This is a genomic window from Marinococcus luteus (assembly GCF_900106595.1).
GTDB classification, from domain to species: Bacteria; Bacillota; Bacilli; order Bacillales; family Marinococcaceae; genus Marinococcus; species Marinococcus luteus.
Genome location: NZ_FNNC01000001.1, coordinates 285,872 through 303,587, shown reverse-complemented (window position 1 = coordinate 303,587; position 17,716 = coordinate 285,872). Strand labels below are relative to the sequence as shown.

General features: G+C 48.8%; 10 protein-coding genes. 4 read left to right on the top strand and 6 right to left on the bottom strand.

The genetic code is table 11. The features are described 5' to 3' along the window. Positions 1-146: 146 nt before the first annotated feature. Positions 147-2,498 carry a glycoside hydrolase family 31 protein gene (locus BLV22_RS01400; RefSeq protein WP_091610423.1) on the bottom strand — a complete coding sequence of 784 codons (2,352 nt, stop codon included), beginning with the start codon at positions 2,496-2,498 and terminating at the stop codon, positions 147-149. 154 nt (positions 2,499-2,652) lie between these two features. Beyond that, a complete protein-coding gene (locus tag BLV22_RS01395) occupies positions 2,653-3,426 on the bottom strand; it encodes an SDR family NAD(P)-dependent oxidoreductase (protein WP_091610421.1) in 774 nt (257 codons plus the stop codon). 192 nt (positions 3,427-3,618) lie between these two features. Between BLV22_RS01395 and BLV22_RS01390 the strand changes: the two genes are divergently transcribed. The 4 genes from BLV22_RS01390 to BLV22_RS01375 all read left to right on the top strand — a co-directional run bounded on the left by BLV22_RS01390 (position 3,619) and on the right by BLV22_RS01375 (position 9,879). After that, positions 3,619-4,392: an MBL fold metallo-hydrolase gene (locus tag BLV22_RS01390; RefSeq protein WP_091610419.1), complete on the top strand. Its 774-nt coding sequence runs from the start codon at positions 3,619-3,621 to the stop codon at positions 4,390-4,392. A 413-nt stretch (positions 4,393-4,805) separates the two neighbouring features. Next, positions 4,806-6,524: a gamma-glutamyltransferase family protein gene (locus BLV22_RS01385; protein ID WP_091610417.1), complete on the top strand. Its 1,719-nt coding sequence runs from the start codon at positions 4,806-4,808 to the stop codon at positions 6,522-6,524. Between the two features lie 205 nt (positions 6,525-6,729). Then, positions 6,730-8,571 carry an alkaline phosphatase D family protein gene (locus BLV22_RS01380; RefSeq protein ID WP_091610416.1) on the top strand — a complete coding sequence of 614 codons (1,842 nt, stop codon included), beginning with the start codon at positions 6,730-6,732 and terminating at the stop codon, positions 8,569-8,571. Between the two features lie 177 nt (positions 8,572-8,748). After that, complete coding sequence (locus tag BLV22_RS01375) at positions 8,749-9,879, top strand: DUF418 domain-containing protein (RefSeq protein ID WP_143030937.1); 1,131 nt, start codon at positions 8,749-8,751, stop codon at positions 9,877-9,879. 108 nt (positions 9,880-9,987) lie between these two features. Here the strand turns inward: BLV22_RS01375 and BLV22_RS01370 are convergent, their stop codons facing one another. From BLV22_RS01370 to BLV22_RS01355, 4 genes are all read right to left on the bottom strand, one after another. Further along, complete coding sequence (locus tag BLV22_RS01370; protein ID WP_091610412.1) at positions 9,988-11,355, bottom strand: PTS ascorbate transporter subunit IIC; 1,368 nt, start codon at positions 11,353-11,355, stop codon at positions 9,988-9,990. A 33-nt stretch (positions 11,356-11,388) separates the two neighbouring features. Then, entirely contained in the window at positions 11,389-11,655 is a 267-nt protein-coding gene (locus BLV22_RS01365) for a PTS sugar transporter subunit IIB (protein ID WP_091610411.1), read from the bottom strand. A gap of 18 nt (positions 11,656-11,673) precedes the next feature. After that, complete coding sequence (locus BLV22_RS01360; RefSeq protein ID WP_091610410.1) at positions 11,674-13,737, bottom strand: BglG family transcription antiterminator; 2,064 nt, start codon at positions 13,735-13,737, stop codon at positions 11,674-11,676. 403 nt (positions 13,738-14,140) lie between these two features. Beyond that, the gene (locus tag BLV22_RS01355) at positions 14,141-17,671 is read right to left on the bottom strand and encodes an SIR2 family protein (RefSeq protein ID WP_091610409.1); all 3,531 of its coding nucleotides are present in this window, start codon (positions 17,669-17,671) and stop codon (positions 14,141-14,143) included. Positions 17,672-17,716: the final 45 nt, after the last annotated feature.

The window sequence follows — 17,716 nt, the reverse complement described above, 5'->3', positions numbered from 1 at the left end:
GCTGATACCGGTAACGTACAAGGGGGAACATCTATGCTGGCCTCTCCCGCTGGTGACCCCCACAACTCCCAGCAGCCTGGACCGAAGCGCATAAAAAAGCTCAGGAGTGTCAATGTTGACAAACTCCTGAGCTTTTTGACATTTCGTTACCAGGTGAAGGAGGTCCTGCGTACGCCGTTAATGGTCACCGGCCGGTTATCTCCGATAGGCGTCCGTACATACATCGAAGTAAAGCCGTTGTCATACGTCCCTTCCTTTTTAACAGTCAGGCTGATGTCCTTTTCGCCGGGCACCATGGTCCAGGTGATCCACAGCTGCTCCGCATTTTTGCGCCTGTCGTCGTCGTCATAATACGTAAACGACGTCTCTACCCCGTTTTCCCCGGGATACACATACAGGTCGATCACGTGCTTTTCGTTCTCTTCGACCGGAATCAGGCTCCCGCCCTTCACCATGACCGGGGTGTAGGCAAGCGGCGCCGGCACCGTCACCACCCAGCCTCCCTTGTACCAGCGGCCGGTATACATGTCGTACCAGCCGGAAGCGTGCTCCGGCAGGTATACCGTGCGCTCCCGTTCCTCCGGGCGTACCATCGTGCACACAAGAAGATGTTCGCCGAGCATGAATTCGTCGTTTTCCTCATACGTGTGTTCGTCGTCCTCAAAGTCGAAAAACGTGGGCTTGATCACGGGCTCATAGGTCGCAGACGAGTGGTACAGCAGCGAAAATATATAGCCCGCAAGCTGGTCGTGCCAGCGCATCGCTTCAGTCACCCGGTCGATGATCTGCGGATACATCCACGGCTCGTTTACCGTGCCGTCATCGTTCCACGAGTGAATCGTAAACCGCGGGTAATACACGCTGCTCTGCACCCAGCGCAGAAACAGCTCCGGTCCCGGGGCGTTGCCGGCAAATCCTCCGGTATCATGACCGAAGTTGTACACGCCCGACAGGCTGAGCCCGACCGACATTTTGATGTTGTATTTCAGCGTCTTCCAGCTCGAGAAATTATCCCCGGTCCACGTCTGGGCGTACCGTCCGAGTCCGGCGCTTCCGGAGCGGCTGAGCACGTATGGACGGAGATCGTCGTTATGCTCCACCTGGGCCTCAAGCGAGCTTTTCGCCATCAGCATCGGGAAAATGGCCCGGTACGGCTGGAACTTAGCCCCCTGGCCGAACAAATGAATGTCAGCTTCGGGGTCCCACACCTCAAATTCATTGTTGTCGTTCCAGATGGCGTCAATCCCCTTCGCCAGCAGCTGGCGCTTCACGTGCTCCTTCCACCACGTGACCGTGCGCGCGTTCGTAAAATCCAGATGCACGCCGAGCCCGTCCCAGAACTGCTCGAACAGCGGATCATCGTACTTGTTCAATACAATATAATCGTTATCAAGCACCTCCTGGAACTGGGGATGGTCGGTCAGAAGAGTCGGTTTGACATTGGCAATAACATGGATGCCGCTTTCATGAAAGTCGTCGGTAAACTGCTTCGGGTCCGGGAATTTGTCGTAATTCCAGTTGAACACGTGCCGCCTCGAGCCGATCGAGGTATAGCCGGATGACAGATGAAAGGACCGGCAGTCAATACGGTGCTTTTTGCAGTCCTCCACAAAGTTCATCAGCAGCTCCTGCGAATTTTTTGCCTCGGTGTAGGTCATCGCCGAACCCGAATAGCCGATGCTCCACTTCGGCATGAGCGACGGGCGCCCGGTCATCCACGAAAACCGCCGGGTCACGTCGGCCACCGCCGGCCCGAGAATGAAATAGTAATCCAGATATTCAGACCGGGATTCAAAGTATCTGTACCGGCCGTGGTAATGGTTTTTTTCCCGTCCCATGTCGAACAGGCATTCATTGTAATCATCGTAGTACAGCCCGTAGGCGACGCCCGTTTCCTGCGAATGCGTAATATAGTACGGAATATGCTTGTACAGCGGGTCCGTCCTCGAAGCATCGTAGCCCATGGCGTCAATGTTGAGCATCCGGAAGCGCTCCCCGTGCTTATTCACCTCGCCCGATTTTTCGCCGAAGCCGAAGTAGCGGTCGCTGTCGCTCCGTTTTAAATAGTGGGCGGTCGGCGCGGCTTCGGCAATCTGAAAGGCGTACGCCTGCGTATCGCGGTCTTCGGCAATAAGCACGTCTTCCTCTCCGGCGCCTGTTTTCATGAACCAGCGGCAGTGAAGCCTTGCCGTATTTATTTTCAGCTTCAGCGAAGCAGTTTCGATTTCGTATTCCCCGGGACTCGCTGTAACGTCAACGTCCGGCAGGGAAAAAAGGCCGGCGATATTATTCCGGTCAAGTCCTTCAAACGGCACCTCCGTATCCCCGGGGGCCACCGCCCACGTATGAATATCCACGTCCGGCTTTTCTTTGGTCAGCGTCACGCGGAACAGAAAGTCTTCGAGAACGTAGACGCATAAATACATTTGCTGAAGCGGGTTTTCAAAGGTCACTGCGTTGCGTTGTCGTTCTGATAAAATAAACTGGTCTTTTATCATCACATGTTTGCTCCTCTGTGGCGTACCTTTTATCTATCGGTTGGTATAATTTCATGTTACGGCGTTCCCCCGGGATTAGCAAGTTTGAACTGCCATACAAAAAAAGCAGAACCCCCTTTCCGTTGGAGTTCTGCGAGAATAAGGACATGCTTTTTTATTTTCCGGTAATACCCTCTATCTGTTCGATGAGCGTGGTGCGTTTGTCACGGTCCAGAGCATCCGGATGCGGGTCGCCGAAGTCGCCGCTGTCGTTGTCAAAATACTTCCCGGACGCGTCGGCAAACGTATCCGACAGAGCCGCCTGATACAGAATATTCGCCCCGATGGTAATATCGCTGCCTTCAACTCCGAATGCGGTCTTTACCATTTTACTTCCGAGCAGGGACCCCGGATTCACGGCCACGATGACCGGGGCGATCCGGTGCGAAAGCTCCACCGTCCACATCGTGAGCGCGAGCTTGCTTTGCGCATAGGCTTCGCCATCCTGAAGTTCCGAATCACCCGCAAGCGCCTTCGCATCCACCGGCTTCTGGGCCGCTGATGATAGGTTCACAATGCGGCCCGACTCATCCATAAGCGGCAGCAGCTCGTGGGTTAAGATATACGGCGCCATTGTATTCACCGCAAACCGGATGTCGAGCCCGTCTCCAGTCTTCTCACTTGAAGCAGTATAAACGCCCGCGTTATTGATAAGCACGTCCAGATGATGGTGCTTTTCCTTCACCGCTTCAGCGAAGCTTCTTACATTCGCCATCTGGGACAAATCGGCCACATACTGCTCGGCGTTTTCGTTTCCAATTTCTTTCGCCACATTCGCAAGCTTTTCCCCGCTGCGCCCATGCAGCAGCACCTCGTGGCCCTCTTTTGTCAGCATCTTCGCTGTTTCCATGCCGATGCCGTCCGTCGCTCCTGTTATTAAAATCTTCATTTTTATTCCTCCAATACTACCCGGCGGGCAGCTTTTTGTTTCCTATTCCCATAACCATTAACTATCCTTAGACGTAATTCCCATTCCCAGACAGTCGTATTCGAAACATCAGTATATGTGTTTCCTTGGCAGGTTTCGGTTACAATAAAACAGGACTCGATAATATTTTTAACGTAAAGGGAGTTTTGCCAGATGAATATCCAGCAGATCCGCAACGCTACGCTCATTGTCGAATACGCTGGCAAGAAGTTTTTGATCGACCCGTATTTAGGGGAAAAAGGCGCGTACCCACCGCTGCCAAACCCTTCGCCCCAGGCGCCAGACGGCGACCAGAACAACCCGGTCGCCGAGCTGCCGGTTTCGTTGCAGGAAATCACCGCAGGCATTGATGCCGTGATCGTTACGCACACGCACCCGGATCACTGGGACGAGGCCGCGAAAGAAGCGCTCCCCAAGGAGATTCCTTTGTTTACCCAGAATGCCGACGAGGCGGAGACTATCCGGAACGACGGCTTTCAGCATGTGGAGGTGCTGCACGGGGACACCGTCTTTGAAGGGATCAGCTTAAGCAAAACGAAGGGCGAGCACGGCCGCGGCGACATCCTTGAAATGACCGGACCGGTATGCGGCGTCGTATTCAGCCACGAATCGGAGCAGACGCTGTATGTGGCCGGTGACACCGTCTGGTACGAGGGCGTCCAGGAAGCGGTAAACCTCCATCAGCCGGATATCATCGTGGTCAATGCCGGAGACAACCAGTTCGCCGAGGGCGGTTCGCTCGTCATGGGCAAAGAAGACGTGTACGAATTACAGCAGGCCGCCCCCGGTGCGAGGATTATCGCCGTGCACATGGAAGCAGTGAACCACTGGACGTTATCGAAGGAAGAATTAAAGAGATTCGCCGAAGAAAAAGGCATCTCGGCAAATGTTTGGGTACCGGATGACGGGGAAGTTTATCGTTTTTAGATAAAAGACGGAGGATTAACTTCACCGTTCCTGGCTCAACATGTGTCTGGAACCAAAGGAGACCCTGCAGAAAGCCTGCAAGGGTCTTTTTTGCAAAAGAAAGTTTTTGAACCGCTCAAATAATAAAAGCATCTGTCAATCTGGCCTTCCCGGGCTTTTGACGCAGGCATTTTAGGGTATAGGGGTAATATTACAATGAGAAGAAACTTTTTTACCTCCCATTTACTCATATACATATTTTCCTTACACCTCTACCTCCCACCAGTTCAACGTCCTGCTCTCTTTCTCTCCTTGTAAGCACCGGCAGCAACTGTGCAGATTTAAGGATTATTTTTACTTATTCGACACCTGCACGGCAGGAGGCTGCCGGCACAAAGCAGAATCAAGTAAGAACCGGGAAAGGAGAATGATGCATGGTTCATAAAAAGGAAATATCAGAATGGAAAACCGCCCCCCTGCCTTATTTCGCTTACATACGCCGCTTCACCCCCGCCGCAGCTCTTCTGTCCGCATTAGTCATCAGCGGATGTTCGTCAGATGAAGAAAGCGAAAATGAAAGCGCACCCCCGGAGGAGGAAACCGACACCAATGAAAATGAGGAGGCAGCGGAAGAAGAATCCGAGCCGTCCAGTGAACCCACCACCGATTACGGGGTGAGTGCCGGACACCCGGAGGCGGTCGAAGCCGGCATGGAGGTGCTTGATAACGGAGGAAACGCGGCTGATGCCGCTGTCGCAGCCGCTTACGCGGTCTCGGTTGTCGAGCCGTTTGCCTCCGGTATCGGCGGAGGCGGATCCGTGTTGATCCAGGAGCAGGGAGAAGCCCCGCAGGCGTATGATTACCGCGAAGTCGTGCCCGAGGGCGGCATCCCCTCCTCTGACATAGGCGTGCCCGGCTTTACCGCCGGAATGAACGAATTCCATGCCGACTACGGAACGGCGGAATGGGAGGAGCTGCTTGATCCTGCGGTGACGCTCGCCGACAGCTCGGAGGTCTCCGGCCTCTTGGCGGATCAGCTCGAATCGGGCGAGGACAGGCTCCCCGTCAGGAAGCTGAGCCATTTCTATCCCGACGGGGAGCCTCTCGAAGCCGGCACTACCGTGGAACAGGACGAACTCGCTGATACGCTGCGCGACATCCGCGACAACGGGAGCAGCACCTTATACGAAGGAGAGGCCGGGGAATCGCTTGCTTCTCAAATCAAAGGAATAAATGCCGCCTCGCTTGAAGCCTTTGAAATCAGCCAGAACGACCCGTCCATCGGATCATATGCAGGATATGACATTATCGGCGCCGCCCCGCCGCTCCCCGGCATCAGCGTCATTCAGATGCTGCAGATGCTTGAGGAGCGTGGCAGCATGGAAGCGGGCCGGGACAGTACGGACTTTATCCACGATACCGCCATGTCCTGGAGACTCGCCTCCCAGTTTATTGAAACGGACTACGGCGATCCGAATTTCGTGGACGTGCCGGTCGATGAACTGACGGATCCGGAGCAGAACGCGGAGCTGGCTGCGGAAATTTCCGGCGACAGCCTTATCTCCGAGGAGGAAGCTTCCTCCTACACAGGAGACCCCAACACGACCCATATTACGGTCGTTGACGAGGATGGGACGTTTGTGTCGATGACCAATACGCTCACCAACTTCTGGGGGTCCGGGAAATATGCCGACGGCTATTTTCTGAACAACCAGATGAATCGGTTCGACATTGGCGAAGGAAGCGTTAATGAACCGGAGCCGGGCCGGCGCTCGGTGACCTGGTCGTCTCCGATGCTCGTTGCCAATGATGACGGGCCGGTGCTTGGCATCGGCAGCCCGGGCGGCGAGCGGATTCCGATTATGCTCACGCAGATAATTGCCGACTGGGCGGAGAATGACGCAGGTCTTGCGGAAGCCGTCGAAGCTCCGCGTTTTCACCTGGACGGTGACGAGCTGGTGATGGAAGAGCAGCCCGAAACAGAGCAGCGCGAGGAGCTGCTCGCGATTGGGTACGAGGATATACGTGACCAGCCGACACCGCTCTACTTCGGGTCGATCCAGGCATTAGCCCTCGACCAGGAGACCGGGGAACTTTCCGGAGCGAGGGATCCGAGGCGGGAAGCAGACTGGCAGAGCAGTGCTTCGGAGTAAATAAGGCCTGCCGGACTTCCGGCTCTTTCATCTATGTTTAATTTCATCGACCCTCAGGTTTTACAACAATAATTTTTTGTTAAGGATAAAAAGAGACATATATTCGCAGGCACGGAACCCCGTGGTATATTTGTTAAAAAGAAGGCGATTTGTCATCAATTCAAAACAGCCAGTATAAACGAAAAAATCAAGGGGGGGCGCCATATTGTATTTTAATGATTCAGTCATGGACGATGAAAACAGGGCTTCTTTCCCCGAGTCCTTTCTTACCGGTTCAGCATTCAAGGTGATTGATGGTTTACCCGATATAGATACCGAGTCGCATTTCGCGAGTCACCCGGTGGGAAAAGGATTTCCTCAATCGGTCGCTTCCGGCGACCCCACTTCGTCAGGAATGATGCTTTGGACCAGAGTAGATCCTTCGTTAGAAGCGGGGGTCTCTGATACAGAAATCGACGGAGAAGGCTTCCATTGGCTGAAAAAGCCGCACGACAAAAATGATTCTTCCTCAGCGGAGATCATCGACCAGGGAAAAACTGTTATGTTTCAGGTGAGTACAAGTCCGGATTTTTCTTTCGTGGATGTAAGCGGTTTTTCTCCGATATGGAAAGACCATGACCATGTAGTCCGCATTGATCTGGATGGAATGCTGCACCCTAATGAGACTTACTATTACCGTTTTATCACAAAGGGCGGCCTGATGAGCAAAGTCGGCAGATGCCGCACTCTTCCGCCTGAAGGCAGTGATTGTTCAGCAGCAACCATAGGCTACGTTTCCTGCCAGGATTACACGAGCGGCTATTTCAATGCGCTGGCCCACCTGGCGGACGAGCAACTGGATTTCTTTTTGCATCTTGGAGATTACGTGTATGAAGCCGCCGGGGATGCTTCGTACCAAACCGGTATGGAGGCAAGGAAGATTACCCTTCCAAGCGGTGAAGACAAAGCCTTTACCCTGGAGGATTACCGCCACCTGTACAACGTGTACCGTACAGACCCCGATCTGCAAAAGCTTCACGAAAAGCACGCCATGGTGGCCACCTGGGACGATCATGAATTTGCAAACGACACCTATGCCCCGGCTGTGGCTCCGGATGACAGCCTCGAGCCCGATCCCGAGCGGCGTCATTCTGCGAACAGTGCCTGGCTGGAATACATGCCTTCGAGGGTGTATGTCCCGTCCCGTTCGTCATCGAGTGATGCCCTGAAGCTGTACCGGTCGATGACTATTGGTGACCTTGCCACGCTGTACGTTACAGACGAGCGCGCTTACCGTGATGCTCATCCATGCGGCGAACGGGAACTGGAACGCTATTTTACCGGTGGCTGCGAAAACATTCACAGCCCCGACCGGTCCATGCTCGGCAGGGAGCAGAAAGAATGGTTTCTCGGTGAATTAAAAAACTCCAACAGCTTATGGAACATTTGGGGAAACCAGGTGCAGCTCACCCAGCTGAAATTTTTGGGCCGGTACATTAACCTTGATGCCTGGGACGGGTTTGCACACGAACGACAGACCATCGCCCAGACAGTCATGAATGAAGGCGTCCAGAATTTCATTGCGCTAACAGGCGATTTTCATTCCTTTGAAGCCTCTTACCTCCAGGAGGATTACAGCCGGGATGGTTATAAATTCGGGGTGGAGCTGATGGTCGGGTCTGTGACGTCGAGCAATCTGAACGAAATGGTGCAGAAAAACCTGAATAACCTGTTCGACCACACGACTCCCCTGCCTCGAAACGCGACGCTCGAAATCTTTCGCACCTTTTTGCCGGACGCGTTAAGTGAAAGTATCGTTCCCACAAAGTTTCTTTTTAAAGAGCTGCAGAACGCCATCAAAATTGAAAATCCCTGGATTGAATTATTCGACAGTACCTCCCACGGCTACGCTCTTTTGGAGCTCTCGAAATCCAGGGCAGTCTGGACAGCCTGCGCTGTGGACAGCATCAAAGAAAATCAGGCACCAAAATCCGTGCTGCTCCAATGTGAGATCCCAAACGGGGAAGTAGCAATTAACGTGAAGGAGAAGAACAGCTTTTTTGGTTAAGAAAGGGGCCTGGCTCTCCGGATGACGGTAACACAAGGTCACCCGGAGTGAATAAAGCCTGCCGGACTTCCGGCTCTTTATTTAACCGCATGCGTCGTTTATTCTCTATAAGGGTTCTTTGCCCGCCTTAGATGAACACCCGAGAAGAAGTTCCCTTTGCAGAAAGTAGGTTTTTTTATGACAACTCCCCAGGGCAGTGCTCAGGGCCCGCGCATAGATATACTCGATCAGATACGCGGCGCGGCTTTGTTTGCGATATTTATCGTGAATATCTTCGGCCTCGCGCTGGTGAATCCGGCCAATCCGACCTGGCTGGGTACCGCCATTGAAACCACCGTTGCCGTTGTATTCGAGGACAGCGCCCGGCCGCTGTTTGCGATGATGTTTGGCATCAGCCTCGTGCTTATTTACGGGCGGCTGCATACGAAGGGTACGAACCCCTACCCTACTCTTATCCGGCGGCTCGTGATTCTGTTTTTCGTCGGGGGGCTGCACGGCTATTTTATATGGGCGGGCGACATCCTGCTCATGTACGCCAGCGCGGGGCTTGTGCTGCTCATCTGCCTCCGGCTCCCGACCAACTGGCTGCTCGGGCTTGCGTTCCTGTTCTGGCTCGGCTATTCCACCGGTGTCGACCTGCTGGACGGCTACACGTCCGTACAGATGAATCCGGAGCAGTGGATGAAGGACGCCCTGCCCCCGAATCAAACCTATCCGACCGGTGTGGAATACCTGCTGATTGAATGGTCGTCGATGATCGACCACCTCGGCTATTTCTTTTTTGGGATGTACGCCTACCGCAGCGGCATCTTTTCAAGAGCCCTGGATGATCGCGATCGTAAATGGCGGATCGCCGCAGTCTTTCTGCTTGCCGGTCTTTTGGGAAAAGCCGCTCTGTATGCCGGAGCCAGCAGCCCGCTTGTCGCTCATCTCGACGATGTGTACGCGTTTTTGGTGAGCTTAGGCGTAGGCCTCGGACTGCTGTTGGCCGGCACCAGCCGCAAAAGCATCTCCAACTTTCTTATACCATTTACCGCCGTCGGGAAATTGACCTTCACCCATTACCTGCTGCAGTCGGTCATTTTCGTGAGCCTGTTTCGGGAGAGCGGACGGACATTTTTTAACGGCATGGGCATTTGGGACCCGCCGGGCTACGTGTTCGCATTATTCATCGGCCTGCTGGTGTTTGCAGCACAGATGCTCACCAGCCCTCTGTGGCTGAAATATTTTTACTACGGCCCGCTGGAATGGGTCTGGCGGATCGGGACGCACATGAAATGGGTGCCGATGATTCGTAGGCGGTCGTAAATGAACGAGAAGCGGCTGTGCTATTTTAAATACTTTATTATATGAATAAAAGTAACCCCGACGCATTCCGGCGTCGGGGTTTCGTATATATAACTATTTCTACTGAAGTTAAGCCGCTTTCTCTTCTTCGTTTTTCTTTCCTTTGTTGCGGTTCCAGCTGAGCAGGAAGATGCCTGCGAGTACCGCTAGGATAATCAGCGAGAACAACCACTGCGACTGGACAAGCGTAATCAGGTTGCCGAGTGCTAGGCCGATGATGCCGAAGTCAGCGTCGCCGAATGTGGTGTTCTGGAAGCCAAGATCGCCCAACAGCGGTAGCAGAAGTGCCGGCAGAAAGCTGATCATAACGCCGTTCGCCACGGCTCCAACAATCGCCCCCACTCTTCCCCCGGTAGCGTTGCCGAATACGCCGGCAGCCGCTCCGGTGAAGAAGTGCGGTACAAGTCCCGGTACGATTACAGCCAGGCCGAGCAACGGCAGGATAAACATGCTGCCAAGACCTGCAATAAAGCTGAACAAGAAGCCGATAATAACCGCGTTGTTTGCGAATGGGAACACGGCCGGTGCATCGAGCGCTGGTTTCGCGTTCGGTACAATTTTATCCGCGATTCCTTTAAATGCCGGTACGATTTCACCGAGCAGCATCCGTACCCCGGCGAGAATGATGTAGACGCCGGCCGCAAAGGTAAGCCCCTGCATAAGTGCGAAGATCAGGAAGTTCTGGCCTTCGCTCACCTCCGACTCAATAAACGCCGGCCCGGTGAACAGTGCCACTACTACAAACAGAATAACCATCGTCAGCGAAACAGATACCGTGGTATCCTTCAGGAACCCAAGCGATTTAGGCACCTTGATGTCTTCGGTGCTTTTGCTTTTGTCGCCGATCCGCTTCGCGAGAAAACCGGAAACAAAGTAGCCGAAGGAGCCGAAATGACCGACCGCAATGTCGTCTGACTGGGTAATTTCACGTGTGTACGGCTGCAGCATGGCTGGAAGCAGTACCATAAGCGACCCGAGGATGATGGAGCCAAGCGCTACCATCGGAATGCCCGTCATGCCGCCGGTTGTCAGAATAACCGCGATCATACACGCCATGAACATAATGTGGTGCCCGGTCAGGAAAATGTAGCGAAACGGCGTAATTCTCGCCAGAATAATGTTGACGATCATGCCGAACAGCATAATCATGGCCGTTTCCGCCCCGAACGCGTCCTGGGCAACCGCGACGATCGCCTCGTTGTTCGGAATGACCCCGTCGACGTTAAACGCCTGGTTAAACATGGCGCTGAACTGGTCGAGAGACCCGGTAATCACCGCTGCCCCCGCTCCTAAAATCACAAAGCCGAGTATCGTTTTCAGCGTGCCGGACACGACGTCCGACGCTGCCTTCCGCTGAATCATCAGGCCGATAAAGGCAAACAGCCCGACCAGAATTTCCGGTGTGCCCAACAAATCATTCATCAATAAATCTACCATCACTCAACCTCCCCCTCTTACTTCCCTGGTGCTTTACAGATTTTTTTCCAGTGCGTCCCTGAGCTCCTTCTTGTCGAGCAGGTTATTCAGAAGCGCAATGTTGCGCGTGCCATCGTCGAGGTTGCCGAGAATGTCGGCTGAACCAATGTACAGATCGGCGCTTTCCGTTTTGGCGGTCGTCAGATCCGTATGGGAAACCTCCGCTTCTTCATTCATTTCCTTTAAAATGCTGTTTACGTTCATTTCCACCATCATCGAGCTTCCCAGTCCGTTGCCGCATACTACTAAAATCTTTTTCATTTTCCTCACTCCTCGTTGTTATTGGGTTGAATACGTTTTAACCAGCTGCATAATTTCTTCCTTGGATGATGCGTTTAACAGCTTCTCCTTCGCCTCCGGCTCCGACAGCAGCTCGGTTAGCTGCGACAGCGCTTTCAAATGCGTTTCGTTATCAATCGCCGCGAGCACAATCACGACCGACGCCTGGTGCTTTGCCTCCTCCGAAAAATGGACCGGCTGCTGCAGGTGCAACAGGCTCATACCGAGCCTGTTGACGCCTGACTCGGGGCGCGCGTGCGGAATCGCAATATCCGGCGCGATGACAATATAGGGACCTAGTTCTTCAATGTTTTGGATCATCGCCTCGATGTAGGAGGCATTCACGCTCTCGTTATCGGTAAGCGGAGTGGAAGCCTTGCGGATCGAGTCCTGCCAATCCGCCGCGAATTCTTCCATTATGATCGTGTCTTCGTTGAGCAGTTCTTCTAGCATGGGTTTGGTTGTCTCCTTTACCTTTGAAATATCGCCCCTTAAGAAATGCCGGAGCTTGTCGGCCAGCTGCTCGCGCTCATGGATGGTTGCGTGCTGGCTGATCACATCCAGCAGTGCCTCTTCTTCAAACATCCCGGGGCTGCTGTCGGCGAACACCTCTTTTAATCTGGCGTGCACGGCGTCCTGTTCCTCGCTGGTTAAAAACGGCGGGAGCAGGATCACCGGTGTATCGGTTTCCGGTACGGGAATGGTGGTAAAGATAATGTCCACGTGCCGGTCCATTGCCTCGTACTCCTGCCGGGACAAAATGTCTTCGACCATCAGCTCCGGAAGCAATGCTTCGAGCTGTGAGCGCAGCAGCGCGGACGCTGCGATCCCGTTTTCGCAGATGACGACGGCGGTGTACTTTTTATTCGTCTGGACGCCGTCCCGGTGCAGCCAGCCCCCGAAATGCATCGCGATGTAGGCGGCTTCCTCCTCGGGGACGGGCTTGCCCAAATAGGATTCCAGGTGGGTAATCGACCGCCGGGTCAGATGCAGGATCTCGGGATAGTCCCTCTGCACCTCGGCCACGTAGTCGTTTGCAATCGGCATGTCGTACTTCATCCGGTAGTAGGCGGGCTTTAAGTGCGCCAGCAGGTTGTCCTCAAGCTGCCTTCGTTCGTCAAACACGAGGCAGCCGACCACCTGAAAGTCGTTGACAATCTTTGTGATGATCATGCGAAGCTGGTGTTCTTCCTCCGTTTTGGACTGCTTCGCTGTCTCCCGCTGAACCCGGGAGCCGAGCAGGTGCATCGCGAAGTAATAGACATCTTCTTCCGCGAGGGCGACCAGCCCGTTCTCCTGCAGGCTGCGCTGGATTTCCCGGGCGGCCTGGTATGCCTTCGTCTGCCGGATGATTTCCTTCTCCTCCTCGTCGATATCGACGGCCGGGGCGCTTCCGGGCTGCTGCGCGGCCAGGAGTAGCTGCAGCACAAGCGAGCGGATAATTTCATCGCTGTACTGCACTTCAAGCATCGCTTCCACGCGCCGGATTTCGCGTTCGATCAGGTCATACAGCTGATCCTCCTGGGGAAGCGCCTCCGGCGACAGCATCTGCTGCGCTTTTTCCTCCATCCGGTCGGAGAAGCGCTCCGAGAAGATGTCTTTAATAATCATGTTTAACAGCTGCTGCTTGTCCTCCCGGCTGCCGTCAAGGTAGTAGCCGGTGTGCTTTTCGTTTTTAATGCGGATGCGTTTTGGCTCCAGCCACTCTGCGGCTTTTTTCATGTCCCGGAACAGCGAGCCGCGGCTTACGTTAATCCATTCAAGCAGCGTGTTCGTCCGAACGTTTGCTTTCGCCACCAGGAGATGCAGCACAATCAGGTAGATGCGCTCCCACTGGTCAAACCGGTAGTCCCAGTCGTTATCGATGTGGGTAACATCCTGCAGCTTCCGCTTCGTCTCCGGGTCCAGGTAGATGCCCTTGCCGTAGATCCGCTGGGTGCGTTTCAGTCTGTTTTCCTCGAGCCAGTCATCAATCTGCTGAAGGTCGTAATAGATGGTGCGCTGTGAGATCCCGAACTGCTTCGTTAACCGGTCCATTTCCACAACCGTGTCTGCCTGCAGCACATAATTTAAGATCGCCGTCCGGCGCTGATCCAGGACGATGATGATTCACCTCCCGCCTCTTTGTTTCAAATTGCAAATTGTATTTGCTCATCACTAGTGAATACCGTTACTATAATACAACCACCGCAACTATGTAAGGGCTTTCTACGTTTCAAATTTGTAGATTAGGAATTTGCAAAATGATACTTATATTAAATTTCCAATTAATAGATTTGAACTTAAAAAGCTTCCTGCAAGTTCGAAGAACTTGCAGGAAGCTTAAAATAACATTTGATTACATTGCTATTTATGAAACGGTTTTTCGGAAAGTTAAATAGGTTGCTATAAAATGTTTATCTCTGTTTTCTAATATATTAAGCATACGCTATTTGTTTTTTTACCTTAATTTATGTGACAAGTTTATTTATTTGATACCAATTCTTTTAATTTCATTCTGGATTCTTGTTAATAACTCTTCCTCAATGTCATTACGTTCTAGCTTTGATATAATACTAAAAATTTGTCTTTTATCGTAAAATCTATAATGTATACGCCTTAGAATATAATACAATAACTCACCTAACGCTCTTGTGTGCGTTTGTAAAAGTTGATCGCTTTTATTGATTTTTCTAAATAAGAAATTAAAATTTAAAGCTTCATAATCAAACTGCACTTTTTTAAAATCTTCAGTGATTTTGAGAATGTAGGTATCTAAATCTACATTTAATTCAATTATAATCTGAATTAATTCAATCACTTCTTTATCTGTAGCATTCTGCAAATCTATCCTAAGTTGTATATAATCTTTCAGCCAATATTTATGCACTAATTGTTTCTGCTCCAATGGTAATTTTTCTAAGCGATTTTTAATGGAAGTTAAATAATTGATTAAATCCTCTTGTCTAGGTTCCTTTAAGAAATGATTTAGCCAAAGTCTATCAATTTCGTAAAATATGCCTTCTATAGTTATTAAAGCTATAACATCGCAAAATCTACTTCTTAATTCTTTGTTTAACAAATTTAAATCATCAATAACTTGTGCAAAGTATGGTTTTAGAATACTAATAAGAGGCACGTTTAACCCTGGATTAAAAAGAAAACCCGTCCATACATAACGCGCTGTAGCTTTAACCTCAAAATTAAATAACGGCACCAAGTATCTTTCACACCACTTTTCATCAATTGAATAAAGAAACGCCAAATGCTCAGCTAAAATCACCTTCATGATTTGCTTGTTATTTGTAGTAACTCTACAAATTTCTGAAAATAGACTTTTGTATTGAGTAGGAAAAGAACTTTCATTTGATTGATGGTGAGATAACATGTATATAAAGTAATATGTTAAGACTCCAGCAGGGTCATTAATTGCTTCATTCATAATATTTTCATATTTAGGTTCTGTTTCATCATTTTTTAAATTGGTAATTATGGAAAACCCAATGTTTTCAGATTTTTGAATTAAACTAGTTTCTCTATCCTCTACGTTTCTAGAAAATTCCCTCAAAATTCGTGATAAATAGAGATGTGAATGCTCATTTTTCTCAATTATTTTATTTAACTCAAGGTTAAATATTTTACCCCACTCATAATCGGATAAATCAGCATTTTGTTCCCACCCCATTAATATATAACACCAAATGTCAGTATCGTATATTTCTCTTTCTAGCAATAAATTGGACAGATTTATGCTCCATTGGAAGTCACTTAATGTAGCTTTTTGTATATTCGATAGTAAAGCATCTCTACTATGGTAGATGGATTCATCACCTTTATATTCTAACAATTTATCAAGGTCCTCCGCTAAATCCATCTCTAATATATCTTTTTCACTAATCGAAGATTTTGAACCTGCGAACCCAAATGAATAATGGTTTAAGTCAGGGTAATCTCCTATTTGATAGTTAGGGAATTTTGCACTAAGTTCATCAAATTCTTCTTTAGTTAACTTACATTCCTTATCTATTTTATGCAACCAAAAAATTAACTTAAAGCCTGTATGAGTTAGTAGTTCATCCTCATCCGATATAAATTTTTCTTGAAGCTTATACTTATTTTTAATTTCTCGTAATAATTTTTTCTTCAGATCTATTCCAATATTTGAATAATGTTCTTTCAATAACATATAAATTTCATGTTTAAGTTCATGCATGAAAATTAAATCATTATCCAGTAACCAATTCACTTTATTTGATGAAGAAACAGAGGCCAGATGGTTCATCGCATGAATTCCCATTCTTTTTAGTAGTAATGATTCACAGTTAGAGATTGTCTGACAAAAGCAGCTAACAAGAGTGTTTCCACTTTGTGCTAAATACTCAAAAACATCACGTGTGATATCAATCATTAGATCAAAATCATCTTTGAGATCATCTTGCTCATGTGGTTCAATCGCACTTCTATTAAAATTAATGCTGTCAAAAGTGCCTTCTATATTATTTGATTTTTGCATCATTGCTATCTTATACCACTTTGATTGAAGCAATGGAAAAAGCTTATGAGCTAAAACCTCTAAGTTTGGTTTTATTAAATTAATCCAATTTTGTTGAAGTATATAATTGGAAACACCTAGGTCTAAAGATATTTCAAATTCTACTTGTCTTTCATCTCTCACTAATAGTTTTTTGTTTAATTTACTGTGAGGAGTTAATATAGTATCAAGGAGCAACATTAAAGCATCTTGATCATTAGGCAAAACACACTTGCTTAATAGTTCTGCACATTCTTCTTTATAACGAATGTTATAAGGAATAGTATGCCTAAGAACCTCTACCCATTTTATTAGTAATTCCGAAGGCATTTTTTCCTCAGAATGGGCTATATAACTACATATTTCTATCCATAACCGCGGAGATAAACTGTTATAGTTCTTAAATATGAGATGGAAAATATCCTCATTATTACTTTCGATAAAATTACTTACTAACCATTTTATAAGTAAATTATTTCTCTCATTATCAGGCTGTGTTCTTGAAAACACAAATTCCAAGAGATTTTCACTTTCTAACCATTCAACCCATTCATAATGCCTAGCATTTTGTACAAAGAAGCGAGTTCCATGTACTGTTTTTAATGAGTTTTTTATAATAGAAAGTTTACTTTTTTCAACAGGGGGCTTATTCTCTGTAATTTCTTGAATTACTGATTCTTCCGTATTAATATCCCAAGATGTTTGCTTAGCCCATTTTTCTATAAGTTCGTGCAATTTACGATGGTCTCCATCGAGGTTTGGATATTCACAAACCTTAATACCTAAATGATCCCACTTTTCTTTATCATCATTATCATCATTTTTTGAGATAAGCGCATATCTATTTGTGTTTGGAGGCAGCCCCATCCCTAAATATTTTAAGATTGGATCGTCGTGGCTGTAACCTATAAATAATACAGTGTTATTTATAAACAAATCTATTAAAAACTGCCTTGCCCATCCTTCAGTGAGGTAAGCCCTACCAAAGTCACTATCAGTAAATATCAATTCTTTAGAATTTTGGTTAATATTACCGTGTAGATGTACAATCCCATTAAAATTTTTACCTAAAGGTAGCGCTGGTGCTTTATAAACTTCTTCTTCTAATCCTTCATGCCTTAACGATTTTCTAAAATGATCATCAAAATTCGTTGTAACAATTCTAACTCCTGAATGTTTAAATAAATTTACTATATTTTTGTGTATTTGATTTGGTTGAGAATCATCTTTGTCAATTAAACGTTTAACAACGTCATGAATGTTACTTCCTTTTCTTTCAATTTTCCCTAAGTAATAATCTATTGGTGTACTTCTTGAAGGTAGATCTTCGACTAAGTGAGTTCCAACCTGTTCTGCTAAATTAAAAAAATTAGGAAGATTGGAACTCCCTCCCATTGATACTCCTGCACCGGCAAATATAACAAGGTTACCGTTGTATTGAGCTTCTAATATGGAATCATCGAGTTTGACATCTTCAGTTACCCACATTGCGACCGCTCCCCTGCTTTAGTTTCATTTTTAGAAAAATGTTCG